The 16695-nt window shown below is 26.5% G+C and carries 17 protein-coding genes; 5 read left to right on the top strand and 12 right to left on the bottom strand.

Features of this window, described 5'->3' with window-relative positions:
* Positions 1-16: 16 nt before the first annotated feature.
* From mutL to QK892_RS12425, 4 genes are all read left to right on the top strand, one after another.
* Positions 17-1933, top strand: a complete 1917-nt coding sequence (mutL, locus tag QK892_RS12440) for a DNA mismatch repair endonuclease MutL (RefSeq protein WP_317273859.1) — start codon at positions 17-19, stop codon at positions 1931-1933.
* Between the two features lie 9 nt (positions 1934-1942).
* Positions 1943-2869 (top strand): tRNA (adenosine(37)-N6)-dimethylallyltransferase MiaA, encoded by a 927-nt coding sequence (miaA, locus tag QK892_RS12435; protein ID WP_317273858.1) that lies wholly within the window; start codon positions 1943-1945, stop codon positions 2867-2869.
* Between the two features lie 39 nt (positions 2870-2908).
* Complete coding sequence (hfq, locus tag QK892_RS12430) at positions 2909-3142, top strand: RNA chaperone Hfq (protein ID WP_317273857.1); 234 nt, start codon at positions 2909-2911, stop codon at positions 3140-3142.
* 141 nt (positions 3143-3283) lie between these two features.
* On the top strand, positions 3284-4567 hold the full coding sequence (locus QK892_RS12425) for a methionine gamma-lyase family protein (protein ID WP_317273856.1): 1284 nt from the start codon (positions 3284-3286) through the stop codon (positions 4565-4567).
* An 82-nt stretch (positions 4568-4649) separates the two neighbouring features.
* Here the strand turns inward: QK892_RS12425 and QK892_RS12420 are convergent, their stop codons facing one another.
* On the bottom strand, positions 4650-5225 hold the full coding sequence (locus tag QK892_RS12420; protein ID WP_317273855.1) for a metalloprotease family protein: 576 nt from the start codon (positions 5223-5225) through the stop codon (positions 4650-4652).
* 56 nt (positions 5226-5281) lie between these two features.
* The gene (gene lexA, locus QK892_RS12415; RefSeq protein ID WP_317273854.1) at positions 5282-5884 is read right to left on the bottom strand and encodes a transcriptional repressor LexA; all 603 of its coding nucleotides are present in this window, start codon (positions 5882-5884) and stop codon (positions 5282-5284) included.
* A gap of 155 nt (positions 5885-6039) precedes the next feature.
* Between lexA and QK892_RS12410 the strand changes: the two genes are divergently transcribed.
* Positions 6040-6411, top strand: coding sequence for a hypothetical protein (locus tag QK892_RS12410; RefSeq protein WP_317273853.1), 372 nt, complete (start codon positions 6040-6042; stop codon positions 6409-6411).
* Positions 6412-6503: 92 nt separating this feature from the next.
* On the opposite strand, the gene QK892_RS12405 is transcribed toward QK892_RS12410, so the two are convergent.
* From QK892_RS12405 to QK892_RS12360, 10 genes are all read right to left on the bottom strand, one after another.
* A complete protein-coding gene (locus QK892_RS12405; protein ID WP_317273881.1) occupies positions 6504-7496 on the bottom strand; it encodes a tyrosine recombinase XerC in 993 nt (330 codons plus the stop codon).
* Positions 7497-8065: 569 nt separating this feature from the next.
* Positions 8066-9484 (bottom strand): DUF2828 family protein, encoded by a 1419-nt coding sequence (locus tag QK892_RS12400; RefSeq protein ID WP_317273852.1) that lies wholly within the window; start codon positions 9482-9484, stop codon positions 8066-8068.
* 162 nt (positions 9485-9646) lie between these two features.
* Positions 9647-9829: a hypothetical protein gene (locus tag QK892_RS12395; RefSeq protein ID WP_317273851.1), complete on the bottom strand. Its 183-nt coding sequence runs from the start codon at positions 9827-9829 to the stop codon at positions 9647-9649.
* Between the two features lie 95 nt (positions 9830-9924).
* Positions 9925-10533, bottom strand: coding sequence for an acetate uptake transporter (locus QK892_RS12390; RefSeq protein WP_317273850.1), 609 nt, complete (start codon positions 10531-10533; stop codon positions 9925-9927).
* A gap of 82 nt (positions 10534-10615) precedes the next feature.
* On the bottom strand, positions 10616-11734 hold the full coding sequence (locus tag QK892_RS12385; RefSeq protein ID WP_317273849.1) for a DHHW family protein: 1119 nt from the start codon (positions 11732-11734) through the stop codon (positions 10616-10618).
* A gap of 16 nt (positions 11735-11750) precedes the next feature.
* The gene (locus tag QK892_RS12380) at positions 11751-13121 is read right to left on the bottom strand and encodes an MBOAT family O-acyltransferase (RefSeq protein WP_317273848.1); all 1371 of its coding nucleotides are present in this window, start codon (positions 13119-13121) and stop codon (positions 11751-11753) included.
* A gap of 59 nt (positions 13122-13180) precedes the next feature.
* Positions 13181-13654 (bottom strand): DUF4358 domain-containing protein, encoded by a 474-nt coding sequence (locus QK892_RS12375; RefSeq protein ID WP_317273847.1) that lies wholly within the window; start codon positions 13652-13654, stop codon positions 13181-13183.
* An 80-nt stretch (positions 13655-13734) separates the two neighbouring features.
* On the bottom strand, positions 13735-15645 hold the full coding sequence (locus tag QK892_RS12370; protein ID WP_317273846.1) for an ABC-F family ATP-binding cassette domain-containing protein: 1911 nt from the start codon (positions 15643-15645) through the stop codon (positions 13735-13737).
* Between the two features lie 94 nt (positions 15646-15739).
* Positions 15740-16240, bottom strand: coding sequence for a QueT transporter family protein (locus QK892_RS12365; RefSeq protein ID WP_317273845.1), 501 nt, complete (start codon positions 16238-16240; stop codon positions 15740-15742).
* 231 nt (positions 16241-16471) lie between these two features.
* Positions 16472-16695, bottom strand: a 224-nt coding sequence (locus tag QK892_RS12360) for a hypothetical protein (RefSeq protein WP_317273844.1), incomplete at its 5' end; no start/stop codon positions are given.

Here is a 16695-nt window from a genome sequence, read left to right as displayed (position 1 = left end):
TATAAGGGGGTAGAATATGAAGAGAATAAACGTATTAGATGAACATACCTCTAATAAGATTGCAGCAGGGGAAGTAGTAGAGCGTCCTTCCTCTGTGGTTAAAGAACTTATGGAAAACTCTATAGATGCAGATGCTAAGAATATCACAATTGAAATAGAAGAAGGTGGAGTTTCTTTAATAAGAATAATAGATGATGGTCATGGTATACATAGAGAAGATATCAAAAAAGCTTTTTTACCTCATGCTACATCTAAGATAAGAGATGTAGATGATATTTACTCTATTATGACCTTAGGATTTAGGGGGGAAGCCTTGGCATCAATAGCATCTATTTCTAAGGTAAGTTTAAAAAGTAAAATAGAAGAAGATGACTTTGGCTCTGAAATAGTAATAGAAGGCGGAGAAATTATAAATTTAAATGATATAGGAACTAATAAGGGAACTATAATAGAAGTTAGAGACTTATTTTATAATGTACCTGCAAGGAAGAAGTTTTTAAAAACTATTTCAAGAGAAGGAGCCTTAATAGGAGATATAGTTAATAGAATTGCTTTATCTCATCCAGATGTATCTATTAAGTTCTATAATAATGGTAAGAAAGTTTTACATACCTATGGAACAGGTAATCTAATAGATGTAATACGAACTATATATGGTAAGAGTATTAGTGATAACTTAATTTACTTTGAGAGTAAAGAAGAGGCTATATCTTTATATGGTTATATAGGAAAGGAAGAAATATCTAGGGGATCTAGAAATAATCAAAGCATATTTGTTAATGGTAGATATATAAAAAATAAAACTATAGTTGCTGCTGTAGAAAATGCTTTTAAATCATTTGCTACAGTAAATAAATTTCCATTCTTTGTACTTTTTATAGAACTTTATCCTGAATTTGTAGATGTAAATATACATCCAACAAAGGCTGAGATTAAATTTAAGGAAGATAGAGGAATCTTTAAAAAAGTATTTGACTCAGTGCATAGAGCTTTTAAAAATGAAATTTTTGAAGAGTTTTATATTCCAGAAGAAGAAATTAAAGAAGAGGAAAGTACCCCAAACATCGAAAAAATAGAGTTTGATATTATAGATATCTCTAATGAAGAAATCAAGTCCGAAAATAAAAAAATAATTAATAAAGATTTAGAAGATCTTACTTATGAAGAGGTAAGAAAAGAAGAGGAATTATATAAGAGCTTAAAAGAATTAAGTAATTCTATTAAGTCAAGTTATACAAGTTATGAAGATAAACCTGTTGTTTATGAAGAGAAAAAGGAAATTAATTTACCAAATAAGAATTTACCAAATAAGAATTTAGAAAATAAGAATTTAGAAAATAATAAAATTGCAAAATTTCCAAATTTAAGAGTAATAGGTCAATTTAATAAGATGTATATTTTAGCAGAATATGAAGATATCTTATATATTATTGATCAGCATGCTGCTCACGAAAAAATACTATTTGAAAAATATTTGAAGAATATAGAAGATGGAGATATAGTAGTACAACAGCTATTAGTACCTATATTAATAGATTTAACTACAGATGATTATTGTTATTATGATGAGAATGCTGAAGTATTCTCTAAAGCTGGATTTATAATAGAAAACTTTGGTGGTAATACTATATCTATAAAAGAAGTTCCTTATTTTTTAGGGAAACTAGATGCTAGAAATTTATTTATGAATATATTAGACAATATAAAAAGTCTAGGTAGTGGTAAAACAACAGAAGTTAAATATAATAGAATAGCTACACTCGCATGTAAGGCTGCTGTAAAGGCAAATAATTATTTAAATGAAGCTGAAATGGAGAAATTAATTAATGATTTAAGATATATAGATGATCCTTTTCATTGTCCACATGGCAGACCTGTTATTATAAAATTTACAAATTATGATTTAGATAAAAAATTTAGGAGAATAGTCTAGGGAGAAATAATGAAAAATAAAATTTTAATCATAGCTGGGCCCACAGCTGTTGGAAAAACTAGTTTATCTATAAAGTTAGCTAAGGAATTAAATGGTGAAATAATTTCAACTGATTCTATGCAAATATATAAGTATATGGATATAGGTTCTGCTAAAATTACTAAGGATGAAATGGAGGGGATACCTCATCATATGATAGATGTAGTTGATCCGGGTACGCCTTTCTCTGTAGCAGAATATAAAGAAATTGCGACTAAGTGCATAGATGATATTATATCAAGAAATAAGCTTCCTATATTGGTTGGTGGTACTGGTTTATATATAAATGCGCTTACTTGTAATATGAATTTTACAGAAGCAGATAGTGATGATGAATATAGAAAAGAATTAGAAGTTTTAGCTGATAAAAATGGAAATGAATATATTCATAATATGCTTAAGGATATAGATCCTATAAGTTATAAAGAAATACATTTTAATAATAGAAAAAGAGTTATTAGGGCGTTAGAGGTATATAAATTAACCAATAAACCATTCAGCTCATTTAATTCAGGTGATGATTTTTATAATGGTCCATATGATGTAAACTATTATGCTATCAATATGGATAGATCTAAGCTATATGAGAGAATAAATTTAAGAGTAGATATTATGCTAGAAAAAGGCTTAATTGATGAATGCATAAAACTTAAGGAGATGGGGTATAATTCTCTTATGCAGTCAATGCAAGGTATAGGCTATAAAGAGGTTTTCTATTACTTAGAAGAAAAGATTTCTTATACAGATGCTATAGAGATGATAAAACAAGGTTCAAGGAATTATGCTAAAAGACAATTAACCTGGTTTAGAAGAGATCCTAGGGCAATTTTTCTTAATAAAGATGAACTAACTGAAGAAGAAATATTTACCAGAATAGCTAGTGACCTGAGAAGATAAATATATTATTTATTTTATAATATTTCGGAGGTGGCTTATATGAATAAACAGCCTAATAACTTACAAGATATCTTTTTAAATGGAGCAAGAAAAAATAAAATTTCAGTTATTATTTATTTAACAAATGGATTTCAATTAAAAGGATATGTAAAAGGCTTTGATAGCTTTACTGTTGTCTTAGATAGTGAAGGTAAGCAAATGCTTGTTTACAAACATGCTATTACAACCATAACTCCTGCAAAACCAATATTATTTAATAACGAAGAAGAGTAGGCAATATTTTGCCTTCTTTTTTTATATTTAGCGTATATGTTTGAATTTGATGTGAAATATGATAATATTATTTTTATGATAATATATTTTATATGAAAAGAAGGGAGAATACATATTAATTAACTAATATGTAATTATAGTATGTTAAAACAAACAGAAGATTTAATGATAAGAACTCTTAATTTTACAGATAGTACATTTGAGTTATACAATAAGGCTCTAAAGGATGTAGAAGAGGTATTCAGTACCTATGATGAAATAAGAGAGTATAATCAATTAAAAGTGTTAAAAGCATTTCAAGAAGAAAGAATAAGTGAATCACATTTTACTAACTCATCTGGTTATGGATATGATGATATAGGAAGAGATTCTTTAGATAAAGTATATGCAAGGATTTTTAATACAGAAAGTGCATTGGTACGTCCTCATTTTGTTAATGGTACACATGCTATAGGATGTGCTTTAATGGGCAATTTAAGAACAGGAGATACGATGGTATGTATTTCTGGAGCACCTTATGATACTCTTCATAATATTATAGGCATTAGCGGAAAAGAAAATATAGGATCATTAAGGGAATATGGAGTTAATTATAAACAGGTTAATCTAAAGGATGGTAAATTCGATTTAGATGGAATCAAAGAGGTTTTATCTAAAGATGATACGATAAAATTAGTACATATACAAAGAAGCACAGGATATGGATGGAGAAATTCATTTTTAGTTAGCGAGTTAGGTGAAGTAATAAAATTTGTTAAGGACTTAAGAGATGATGTAATAGTATTTGTAGACAATTGTTATGGTGAATTTATAGATTATATTGAGCCAACAGATGTAGGAGCAGATCTAATTGCAGGTTCTTTAATAAAAAATATCGGTGGAGGCATAGCTCCGACAGGCGGATATATAGCTGGTAAATCTAAATATGTTGAGCAAGCAGCATATAGATTAACTACACCTGGAATAGGAGGGGAGTGCGGATCAACTTTTGGAGTTGTTAGACAACTTTATCAAGGGCTTTTCTTGGCACCGCATATAGCAATGGAAGCAGTAAAAGGAGCAATATTCTGCTCTAGAATAATGGAGCTTGCAGGATTTGAAGTTTTACCTAAATATAATGAAAAAAGAAGTGATATAATTCAAGCTATTAAATTTGGTGATAAAGAAAAATTAATTCAATTTTGTAAGGGAATACAAAAGGGGTCTCCAATAGATTCGTTTGTAGAATGTGAGCCTTGGGCTATGCCAGGGTATAATGATGAAGTTATAATGGCTGCTGGAGCCTTTATACAAGGTTCATCTATTGAACTATCTGCGGATGCACCTATAAGGGAACCTTATATAGCCTATTTACAAGGTGGATTAACTTTTGATCATGCAAAGATAGGAATAATGATTTCTTTAAATAATATACTTAAATTATAATTTATGCTATCAAAAATTAATAACTCCATAAGGAAATATTAATATATTATTCCTTATGGAGTTTTTGTTTTATATACAAATACTAATTATAAAAAATAAATTCATTTAAAGCTAGCTTAATATTATCTATTTTAGAGCTGTTCTTTAGAATTAAAAATAAGTAAATAAGATCTTTCGTTGCTATAATGGCTGCAGAAGATGCAATAACATAAAAATACATATTAAACTCTAATAGATAACTTGCAATCGTAGGTATAATAGCTAGAATAATAAATGGAACTATTAAAGATAAAATAATTCTCGTTTTAGAAATTGCTATTTTTGAACATATATCTATAGACATTGTAAATGGATGAATCTGTAGATTGATGTTATCTTTATCAAATACCTTTGGTAGAAATAAAGCTTTTAATAAAGCATAAGGATATTCAATAATAATATAAGAAATTATTAGTAAAGCTAAGAATAACAATCCTACTTCTATGAATTCATCGCCAAGAAAAAATAAACTATAGCCTAATCCAAAAGCATATATACTAGCTACTATAACTTTTGAAAGTAATACTATAGAAGTATAGTCTCTTTTATCTATAACAGTACTCTCATCTAAACCATTTTCCGTTATTATTTGGTCTTTTTTAACAATAGAAACCTTCACTTTTTTACCTCCTAAAAAAAATAGAGCCATACATAATATTGTATGACTCATAATTTTTAATATGCTCTAAATAGACCAACTAATTTTCCCAGTATGCTACAATCTTCAACAATAATAGGAGATAAACTATCATTTTCAGGTTGAAGCCTTATATGATCTTTTTCTTTATAAAAAGTTTTTATTGTGGCTTCATTTTCGATTAAAGCAACAACTATTTCACCATTTTCCGCAGTTGGTGCTTTTTCAATTATGGCATAATCACCATCATTTATACCTGCATTTATCATACTATCTCCAGTAACTTTAAGCATAAAAAGTTCATCATTATGCTTAATATATTCTATTGGGATAGGGAAGGTATCTTCAATATTTTCAGTAGCTAAGATCGGTGCTCCTGCTGTTACTTTTCCTATAATAGGTATATTTAACATTTCTTTTTTATTATTAGACATTTCTATGATTTCTAAAGCTCTAGGCTTAGTAGGATCTCTTTTAATTAGTCCCTTTTTTTCTAGTCTCTTCAAGTGGCCATGAACTGTTGAAGTTGATCTTAAATTAACAGCTTCACAGATTTCTCTAACTGAAGGTGGATATCCTTTATTTTCTGTATATATTTTTAAAAAATCATAGATTTCTAATTGTTTATCTCTTACTTCCATTAATAAAACACCTCACTTTATTGGCAACATTATATCATAAAACAGATTTAATATCAAACTTATGTTCTTAATGATAAAAGTATTTGAAAAATATATATGTATTTGATATAATATAAGTTACGTTAAAATCAAATTAAATCGTAGGTGGTGTTTTAGTGAATATTAATAAATATACTGAGGACGATATATGCGATATATATCCAAATAGAATCTGTGATAATTGCGGTGATTGTTTAAAGGAAGAAGGAATAGATGTTAGAGCAATAAGAATAGAAGATATAGCTAAAAATGTTGAGGAAAATCAATTTTTAGAAGCTGAGTATAAAAGTATGCTAGAAGCATTGAAAGAAGAAGCTGCAAATACAGCAGGAGAAGAAGAGTATATATCAAAAGAAGATAGTGATTTAGATTATGTGGATGCTTTTGATAACATAGAATATATAGATGATTTAGATTATTTAGAAGAAGACTTTGATGAAGCAACAGAAGAAGTATTCCCTGGATTTAGAAGGTTAAAGAGAAGATAATTAATAATAAATGGGGTAGGATATAGATAATAATTAATATCCTACCTTTTATTATTTTTATTATAGATAGCTTGTCCAATTTATATAAAACATTAAAGTTTTGATAATGGATTAGCTTTAACTGCATCTCTTAAAATTTCTTCATCTACATGAGTGTAAATTTGAGTTGTAGAAATATTTTCATGACCTAAAATGCTTTGTAAACTTCTAATATCTACATTTCCGTGTTTATACATTAATGTAGCTGCTGTATGTCTCAATTTATGAGGTGTATATTTTTCGTTAGTTAAACCAGAATTATAAATATGTTTCTTAACTAAAAGCTCTACAGTACGCTTATTAATCGGTTTAAAGCGGGAGGAGAGTAGTAGGTATTCTTTATCCTCAGGAAGGCATTTAGAGTCATCTCGAACCTTTAAATAGCTATTAATAGCTTTTATGCAAGCTTCATTTAAGTATACAGTTCTTTCTTTATTACCTTTTCCTATGATAGTTAAAGTATCTCCCTTTATTTTATCAATTCTTATTCCACACAATTCTGATAAACGCATTCCACAATTTAAAAATAATGTTAGAATACAATAGTCTCTATAATAGTTTTTGCTATTTTCATCCAATGAACTTAATAAATTCACACTTTCTTCTAAAGTAAGGTAAATAGGATGCCGTTTATTAATTTTAGGAGATTCTAGATCTAGCGTAGGATTATCATCAATAATTTTAGCTTTACCTTGAAGAAATTTAAAATAAGATTTCAACGCAGCAACTTTTCTAGCTCTGGCATAATTACCATTATTTCTTTGTTTTTCTGTAAAACTTAAAAATGCATAAATATCTGTTAGCTTAATATTTCTTAAAAAACTGTTATCTATATCTTTAATATTAATTTCATGAAATTCTAAAGAAGGATCAACAACTAAACCTTTATATATTTTTAAAAATTTAAAAAACATAGATAAATCTATTTCATATCCCTTAATAGTATTTGGAGATTTAGCTTTAATAGTTTCTAGATAATTTAGAAAATCTATCATCGATTGCGGCAAATTTTTAATTTCAACTTTTTCTATACCATACTTACTCATCAATGAATCGGAAGTTGAAATTTGATTTTCGTCAGATTTTAAATTTATATTCGCTGAAGAGTTTTTCTTTTGAAGCTTTTGACCTTTTTTAATGCTTCGATTTATCCCAAGTTCCTTTAACCATATTTGAATATTTCTCACACCAGTACCGTATATTTCAGATAGTTGTGTAGTAGATAGTTTATGTATTTCTGCTAATTTATAAAGATCTTCAATTATATATTCATAACCACGTTCTACACCTAAATTGTAGTAATTAGAATATATTAGGTGTATCTTTTTCTTATCTTTATTAGTTAATTCAACATTTAAAAGTCGGTTAACATCCTCACTGTACTTAAAATCTTTATATTTATATGTTATTTTTCGCATATTAGACATTTTTTCACCTCATTAAATCCTTGTTAAGCCTTGATTTTATTATATCATAGCCATTTTCGTTTTTCAATATTACGAAATACACTAAATGTATATTTAGCGAAATTATTTTCTAGGTTTTTTATAAGTTAGTTATTACATATTAAATATTATGTAAAGTAATTTTATAAAAGCAATGCTATTCACATTGCTTAAATATTAATATCTCTAAGATTTATTTTATGATATTTATCTAAAATGATTTCAGTATTACTTATTTCTTTCGATTCTATTAGGTATTTCCATATGTTTTGGTTGTATCCTGATATTCTTATTACATCATCTTTAATTTGTATAGAGAAATTATTATTTAAATTATTTAAGTTCCATAACTTTATTTCGGGAATCTCGAAGTTTGCTTTTGACCATTTTTCTTTAAGATCTTCTGTTGTATAAAAATCTATATCTTCATCGCTGTTGTAAATATATAATATTGATTTAGGTGAAGAATCTGAACTTAGGTTTTTCTTTAATAAAGTAAATAACAGCAAATCTAACGCAGAATTTAAATTTATATTAAAATTAGTATAATTATTATATATAGATTTCATATCATTTATCAAATCGATTTCTGTCAGTTTATTAAATTTAGGATTCTTCTTAAAGGATATATAATAGTTTTTAAACGCGTTCAAATTTATTTTTTTGTATAAAACGATTGTAAAAATAAGTAAGCTCAAAACTTCATTATTCTCATTTTCATTTAATCCATTTATAATAAGTGAATCATCTAAATTCGTTGCACCCTTAATAATTATATTATAAAATAGATTTTCAATTCTATTATTTAAATTATCTTCATCCATATTAGCATTAAGATAATTTATAATCTTATTAGGAATAATATAATCAGTATTAACCTTATTATTTAAATATAGACTATAGTTTTTATTATCATTCTTGAAAAATGCTTTTTTATATTTATTAATACTTATTTTAGATATATTTTCGTAATTAATATTTTCATAGTTCTTTGTAGTTAAATTGTTCTCAATAATATTAAGTTTTCTTCTTAAAGTTGTTAATAATTTTCTATATTCCTTTGACGAGTATTTCAATAACACCCTAGTTTTATATCCAAGGGCCCTACTATCTTTTGATGATGAATTCTCAGATTTCAACCATTTACCTAAAGTAGATGGTGTATTTGAAGTTAAGTCTTTTTGAATTTGATTTTTAAAAAGATATATAACTTTTTCTTCCAAGGGTGTATCAAATAGAGAATATAAATCATCCCATCTACCATATTTGGGTATAATCCTTATATTTTTTTCTATAATATCTGTATTTTCCTTGGCTAAGTATTTTAGTAAAACCCTAAATATTCTACGCTCCCCTAGCCCATTTTTTATACTTCTAATAAAAAATAAGAATTTTATACTCTCTTCTGTATCTAAAAATAATATTAGCCTAAACTTATTAATTATTTCTTCTTCAGAAGCATTTCTTAAGTAGGCTATATTCTCAATAAAATCTTTTAAAGCTAAAATCGAATTCTGCTCTTCCTGATCCATTTCTGGTTCTGAAAGTTTATATAGTTCTTTTCTAATTTTATTTAAGACCCCAGACATAATTCCTCCTTAAATAACAAGACACATCATTATATTAACAATTACAAAAGATTAAAGCTGTTAGTGTCTTAAGGCAAGATACTATATTAAATATTTGCTGTTAGTATCTTTTCAATAATATTTTATTGTTAAATTATATAATTTAGAACTTTTATTATGTATTTATTGATTCTTAATATTAACAATTAACTCTTTAGCAATTAACTCTGATTTAGATATCCCCTTTTTAAAACACCTGATTTGCTTATAATCAACTCCATTAAAATTGAAGTCTACTACATCTATTTTATCTCCTTCATATATTACAGGATCTTTTTTGCCTTTTAAAAATACACATAATTTCATTTGTTTAATTCTCCTTTATCTATAAAAATTTATAAAAAAATAGTGCTATAGTATATTACAACTATAACACTATTTATAAAAATATAAAATAATAATTACTTAAAAATGTTAAATGGCTTTCCTATTGGTAAGAAAGTCTTTCCGAAGTGTTTATTTAATACTGATGCTCCACAGCCATAAAAAGATACTAAAGCTATTCCTAATTCAGAATAAGCAGCTAGATTATGTGAAAAATGTGGTGCTATATTAAATGAATTTAATGTTAATCCTATAAATAGGAAATCTATTAAAACAAATATTATGAATAATACTTTATGAGTTTCCATAGCTCCTATAGTCATAAATAATGTAAAAATTAAGTATGATAAGAAAGCAAATCCTAATTGTTTACTATCTGCCGCTTGAGCAAGCTTGTCTCCAAATATTCCATTTTGGATTAACCAAGTCATACCCATAGCGTACCAAAAGAATGCATAAGCTCCAAAAGCAGTTGCTCCAAAAGTATTATTATGTTTAAAATCATTTAAACAAGCAACTAATTGAGCTGTAGCTCCTAAGAATATTGCCCAAGGTAACACAAGAGATACCCCGCTTGTTAATCCTAATTTTTGTGATGATGCCACTAATGTAATTACAGCTAATCCGAATAACCCTAAAGCAGATGGATCAGCAACTAGTATTTTTACTTCTTTTGTTCCTTCCATAATGTCCTCCTATAAAAATATATAATAACCTTTAAAAGATTATCAAATTATCATAGGATTGTCAATAAATCTGATATAAAGTTTAATATTTTATTCTGGAAATATTAACATCATTAACTAAATTCTTAAAGCTATACATTATTAAGACCTTATCAAAATTATTATTTGAGTAAAATTCATTAAAACTTCCAATAAAACTTCTTAAATCTACTACATATACTTCATTATAATTATTGATTAAAAATTGTATAAAAGAATTTGCATAAGAATCTTTAATAACTAGTATTTTTGATTTATCTTTTACTGAGTTATTAGTAATAACAGTTAATCCATTATTACCGTGTAAAAATGCTGAATATCTGTCACTACTACTCCATTTTGAGTCATCATTTAACCCATCCACTTCTACCCCATCTATCTTTACATCTATATTATTATTGCCATAGTATGTAATATAATCTTCATTTACATTAAAGTTTTTTGCTTTGGAAAAATAAGTTCCAAGAAAGCTATCTACTCTATTTTCTTTTAAATTTTGTACATCTATAGCTTCTATATTATTTATATTTGCAAACTCCTTATAGGCCAAATATGCACCTAGAGAAGTCCAGTGGTGATCAGTTTTATAATATATATATCTGTCTTTATTTTCTATAAATTTATCTATTAGATTTATAGATTTTACATTATTTAAATTGTTAAATTCAGTATTAATAGTATTTATATATTGATTTTCATCAACTAAACTAATGCCGTTAGGTAAAAGCTCTTTATATATACTAAATGATTCAGGAATTATCATAACATCAAAATTAGAACTTGAAGATGTAATAAAACTTTTTAAAGTATCAATATTTTTTCTTAGATTTTCTTCATCTATATCTTCAAATTTATCAAATAAAAAGTTTTTATCACCATAGATAATTCCATTATTCTCTTTTTTACCTAAAACAAATTCTGCAGCTGACTTTATATTTATCCATGTATTTCTCAGTAAAAATTGATCATTTAAATATCTTTCATAACTTTTAAAGAATCTTCCACTTTCAAAATCACTATAATAAAATTTAGGCTTTTGTGCTAAAGATCTGTTCTCAAATGTAGAAAAATCTATATCTTTATTAAAAATATCTGCTATACTTATTAATAAAATCATTAAAATTAAACATAAACTTATAGGATATTTTTTTATATTTTTCATGCTTCAATAACTCCTGTTAAAATCTAAAATATAAAAATGGATTATATGTACTATCTACTAGATAAGCAATTGATAATAGGAAAATAGCAATAATTACTAGTGTCTTAATAGATTTATTCATTTTCACATATAATCTTAATATTAATGGTGTTGAACAAATAATACATAAAATAAAAACTATCATATAATTATTTAAGTAATATATCCAATCAAAAGTAAAGTTAAAAGAAAACATTCTTCCTAAGTAAATAATTAATAAATCCATTTTATCTATTGCAAATATAACCCATCCTATTAATAAGTAAAAGACTGTGTAAATATGAGAGAATATCTTATTTTTATCAAGAAATTTAGATAAAAATAGTTTTTCTAAAGATATTAGTACAAAGAAATATAATCCCCATATTATAAATGTATATTCTGCTCCATGCCAAAAACCTGTTAAAAACCACAATATAAGAAGGTTTAAAATCAGTCTTAATTTCCCTACTCTATTGCCACCTAAAGGTATATAAACATATTCCTTTAGCCACGATCCTAATGTTATATGCCATCTCCTCCAGAACTCACTAATACTTCTTGATATATAAGGAAAATTAAAATTCGTTGGGAAATTAAATCCTAATATTTTACCAAGGCCAATGGCCATTGAGGAATATCCACTGAAATCAAAATAAATTTGAAATGAAAAGGCTAATATTCCTATCCATGCTAATGGCATTGAAATTTCATTTATATTTTTATTATATATTTCAGTCCAAAGCATACCTATATTATTAGCTATTAATACCTTTTTTCCTAATCCTATTACAAACTCTTCTAATCCTATTTCAATATTATCGAAAGAAAACTCACGTTTTTTAATTTCTTTATTAATATCCGTGTATTTTACTATAGGTCCAGCAATAAGTTGAGGAAATGAAGAAACAAATGCTCCAAAGTCAATTATATTTCTTTCAGCTTTAATCTTTCCCATATAAACATCAATTGTATATGATAGAGTTTGGAAGGTATAAAAGCTTATTCCTAAAGGTAATGATAAACTTAATTCATTAAAAGATTTAGAAAATATTAGATTTATATTATCTATAAAAAAGTTAAAATACTTAAAGAAAAATAGCATTCCCATATTGAAAAACACTGAAATTGCTAGTAATAATCTACATTTAATCTTACTATTAAAATTATTTTCTATTGCAATTGATATAAAATAATCTACTAAGATTGATGCTATCATAAGTATAAAATACTTTGGTTCTCCAAAGCTATAAAATAATAAACTAAATATAAGTAAAGTTAAATTCTTAAATTTTTTAGGTGTAAAAAAATATACTATTAAAAAAATAGGTAAAAATCTAAATATAAAAATTAAGCTACTAAATACCATAATGTCCTTTCTAAAAAAGCTAGATAAGAAAATATCCTACCTAGCTCTTAAATCTCTAATTATTCAAAGCATTCATTAACAGCTGCTTCAGCTGCTTTAACATCTGCATTAACTAATAATATAACGTAGTTACCTTTTTCAGTTAAAATAGCATTTTCTATTTTTTCCTTTTGATCTGGCAAATATGCATTATCTCTTTCTGTATCAAGCATTTGTTGTAATGAAGCCTTTACTGATTCTATTTTACCATCTTTAGCTTTAATTACTGCAGCAATATCAGCTGAATTCATTATAGCTGCTTTAGTAATAGCGAAATCTTCAACCTCTTCCATGTTAAGGTTAGCTAAATCTTTAGCCATTTCCTCGTCTAATTCCATAGGCATTTGCATAGGTGCTTTCTCTTCTACTTTTGTAACAACATCTTTAGCTGTTAATCCTGATTTTAGTTCTGTACCACTAGATTTAGCCCCAGAACAAGCTACGAAAGTAGCACATAACAATGAAAGACTTAAAGCTTTAATTAATTTTTTCATTTTGCATCTCCTTACAGTCATTTATAGTAATATTACACATAGATTATACTATAATTAACTTAATCTTTAAAGAAGGATTTTTAGCTTTTCTTATACTCTTTTATTTGTCTGTCTATATCTTCTAAATACTCTAATCTTTCGTATCTCATAAGAAGTTCCTCTTCTAGTACTTCTTTTTCTTTTATTAATTCATTTAAAAGTCCATAATTTGTAGCATTCTTGTTTATATTATTTTCTACTTCAGTTATATTATTTTCTAAGTTCTCAATAACATCGTAGATTTCTTCAAATTCCTTTTGCTCTTTAAATGTGAATTTTGGTCTAGTATCTTTACTTTTATAACTCTTATCTTGTTGCTTTTTCTCATTTTCGTTAGTATTTATTACGTTCTCATTTGCTTTTTCATATTCTTTGTAAAGAAGATAATCACTATAATTACCTACATATTGCTTAACTATACCATTCCCCTCATAAGAGAATATTTTATTACATAGCCTATCTAGGAAATATCTATCATGTGATACTATAATGACAACTCCCATAAATTCATCAAGGAAATCTTCTAAGATTTTAAGTGTTTCTATATCTAAATCATTAGTAGGCTCATCTAATATAAGCACATTCGGAGATTCCATTAAAATTCTTAATAGGTGAAGTCTTCTTCTTTCACCACCAGATAATTTTTCAATTGGTGTATACTGTAATGTACCATCAAAAAGGAATCTTTCAGCTAATTGAGAAGCTGTTATAGTATAGCCATCTTCCGTAGGTATATTTTCTCCACCTTCTTTAATATAATCAATAGCTCTTTGATTTAAATCCATATGATTATTATCTTGTGAAAAAGTTCCTATGCTTACGGTATCCCCTATCTCTATAGTACCATAATCAGGTTTTATATTGCCAGTTATCATATTTATCAAAGTAGTTTTCCCTACTCCATTTTTCCCTACGATGCCAATTCTATCATTCTTAGAGAATATATAATCTAAATCTTTAATTAAGCATTTTTCATCAAAGGATTTAGATAAATTATTTATTTCTATAATCTTTTTACCTAATCTTCTACCTATAAAGGGAATCTCTATATCTGTATTTACTGATATATGCTCAGTGTTAACTAAGTCATCAAATCTTTGTAATCTAGCTTTTTGTTTAGTTGTTCTTGCTTTAGCACCTCTTCTAACCCATTTTAATTCTTTTAATATAAGCTTTTGTCTCTTCTCTTCTTTTACAGCCTCTACCTGTAATCTTTCAGCTTTTTTCTCTAAGAAATCACTATAGTTTCCTTCATACTGATAAAGACTTCCCCTATCTAATTCTATAATCTTATTTGTCACTCTATCTAAGAAATACCTATCATGAGTAATCATAATTAAGGCACCTTTTCGATTATTTAAATACTCTTCTAGCCATTCAATTGACTCAGAGTCTAGATGGTTCGTAGGTTCATCCAATACTAATAGTTCACATGGTGTTATTAAGGAAGAAGCTAAAAATACCCTTTTCTTTTGCCCACCTGATAACTCAAACATTTTTTGATTAAAATCTAATATTCCAAGTTTAGTAAGAATTGTTTTAGCGTCACTTTCTAAATCCCAAAGATTCATAGTATCTATTTTACTTTGTAATTGTATCAATCTATCATTTAATGATGAATCTGTTGATGCTCTATCCAACAAGTCCTCATATTCCATTAAAAGCTTCATTTCTGGAGTATCACCTTTAAATATTTGTTCTAAGACTGTTGCGTTATCATCATATTTTGTATCTTGTGCTAAATATTCTATTCTTACATTTTTCCCTTTGGTAATTCTACCATCAAAAAATTCATCTCTTCCAGTTAATATTTTAAGTAAAGTAGATTTCCCTGCTCCATTTAATCCTATTAAACCAATTTTATCGCCATCATTAATATTTAAATTTACATCATTCAATAAAACTTTTTCACTGTAAGTTTTATTTATATTTTCTAGCGTAACTAAATTCATATCTTTCTCCTTATTCTATTTATCTATTAGTTCATATGTATATTTTAATTAAAAAAGTAAGCTTAGACAACTATAAAGTATCTAAGCTTACTTTTTAATCTATAACTAATTTATTTCTATATTTATCTGCAATGATTTTAAATACAGGTATCCCTACTATACTTACTACAACAAACTCACCAATTCCTACTTGTAACATTGTTATTAATAGAGGCAATTCTAATACTACACTAAGCATCCATCCAACTATTATACTATTAAATATAGTAGGCCAAAGTGATGCTATAATTAAGCTAAGCATATTTGATTTAATATATTTAGCAGTAATAGATATTGCACTTACACTTAGAAATGTGGCTAAGGTACCAAAGAATATATCCATTAAACCATATCCACCAGACATATTTGATATTAAACATCCTAATGTTAAACCTACTATGTATATAGGATCTATAAACGCAAATAGTACTAAAATTTCTGATAATCTAAATTGTATTGGCCCATAGCTTATAGGTGCTAGGATCATAGTTAATACTGCATACAATGCTGCAATTAAACCAGCTTTTACTAATCTTGATGTCAAGTTACCTTTCAATATAATTTCCTCCATTTATTTATAAAATTAAAGGTGTCTATGAATATATAGACACCTCAAAAAACGAATTAAAGCAAAGCAATATTAGGTATAAAATAAAAAAATAGAGGATTATAAAAAACCCTCTACGAATAAATCACACTTAATATAAACTGCAATTAATAACCGTAGTTTTGTTTAGAGACAGGAGGCTTCCGAACTGTCTTATTTAATTCACTAGAATAGTATATTTTATTTATTAAGACTTGTCAATTTTTTTATATACTCTTCAATTTTATCTAGTTCTTTATATTTATCAATCCACCAATCTCTATACCATAGCCTATATAAATAAATATTATTATCCTTATAATATTTATTCAAAAATATATCTCTATTTACAAAAGAATCATTTTTATAGGTAGGATTCATACAAAGATTTAATATATAAGAATTGCCCTTAATCTCCATATAAT

The organism is Clostridium lamae (assembly GCF_033043255.1).
GTDB lineage: Bacteria > Bacillota > Clostridia > Clostridiales > Clostridiaceae > Clostridium > Clostridium lamae.
The sequence above is the reverse complement of the archived record's forward strand: the minus strand, read 5'-3'. Positions and strand labels throughout refer to the sequence as shown.

Bases quoted from the DNA above. Each gene is read 5' to 3' on its own strand.
- mutL (WP_317273859.1), top strand. From the start codon at position 17: ATGAAGAGAATAAACGTATTAGATGAACATACCTCTAATAAGATTGCA.
- miaA (WP_317273858.1), top strand. From the start codon at position 1,943: ATGAAAAATAAAATTTTAATCATAGCTGGGCCCACAGCTGTTGGAAAA.
- hfq (WP_317273857.1), top strand. From the start codon at position 2,909: ATGAATAAACAGCCTAATAACTTACAAGATATCTTTTTAAATGGAGCA.
- QK892_RS12425 (WP_317273856.1), top strand. From the start codon at position 3,284: ATGTTAAAACAAACAGAAGATTTAATGATAAGAACTCTTAATTTTACA.
- lexA (WP_317273854.1), bottom strand. From the start codon at position 5,884: ATGGAAGTAAGAGATAAACAATTAGAAATCTATGATTTTTTAAAAATA.
- QK892_RS12405 (WP_317273881.1), bottom strand. From the start codon at position 7,496: ATGAGTAAGTATGGTATAGAAAAAGTTGAAATTAAAAATTTGCCGCAA.
- QK892_RS12400 (WP_317273852.1), bottom strand. From the start codon at position 9,484: ATGTCTGGGGTCTTAAATAAAATTAGAAAAGAACTATATAAACTTTCA.
- QK892_RS12395 (WP_317273851.1), bottom strand. From the start codon at position 9,829: ATGAAATTATGTGTATTTTTAAAAGGCAAAAAAGATCCTGTAATATAT.
- QK892_RS12390 (WP_317273850.1), bottom strand. From the start codon at position 10,533: ATGGAAGGAACAAAAGAAGTAAAAATACTAGTTGCTGATCCATCTGCT.
- QK892_RS12385 (WP_317273849.1), bottom strand. From the start codon at position 11,734: ATGAAAAATATAAAAAAATATCCTATAAGTTTATGTTTAATTTTAATG.
- QK892_RS12380 (WP_317273848.1), bottom strand. From the start codon at position 13,121: ATGGTATTTAGTAGCTTAATTTTTATATTTAGATTTTTACCTATTTTT.
- QK892_RS12375 (WP_317273847.1), bottom strand. From the start codon at position 13,654: ATGAAAAAATTAATTAAAGCTTTAAGTCTTTCATTGTTATGTGCTACT.
- QK892_RS12370 (WP_317273846.1), bottom strand. From the start codon at position 15,645: ATGAATTTAGTTACGCTAGAAAATATAAATAAAACTTACAGTGAAAAA.